The sequence below is a fragment of the Pseudoalteromonas sp. S1650 genome, assembly GCF_005887195.1.
GTDB lineage: Bacteria > Pseudomonadota > Gammaproteobacteria > Enterobacterales > Alteromonadaceae > Pseudoalteromonas > Pseudoalteromonas simplex.
Window position 1 is genome coordinate 1 of sequence record NZ_PNDF01000126.1, and the last position, 352, is coordinate 352.

General features: G+C 43.8%; 1 pseudogene. It reads left to right on the top strand.

The features are described 5' to 3' along the window. Positions 1-352, top strand: a pseudogene (locus tag CWB80_RS21765) (TonB-dependent receptor); the annotation flags it as partial.

Genomic DNA, 352 nt, shown 5'->3' on the forward strand with positions numbered 1-352 from the left:
ATGCACAATTATATAAAGCCGGTAGTGATATTGAGCGAATTGCTGTTACGGGATCCGCCATTCGCCGTGTAGATATGGCTTCGTCTACTTCAGGTCTAACATTCAGTGATGCTGAATTAAAAGCTATGCCAGTAAACACTGGTTTTGAAAGTATTGCGTTATTAGCTCCAGGTACAGCGGCACCGGGTGGCGCAAGTTTTAATGGTGCTTCAAGCTTTGGTGGTTCATCAGCAGCTGAAAATGGTTATTACTTTAATGGCTTAAACGTAACCAGTATCCGTACAGGTTTAGGCTCAATTCGCTTGCCATGGGAAGCTATTTCACAAACGCAAGTGAAAACGGGTGGTGTTAG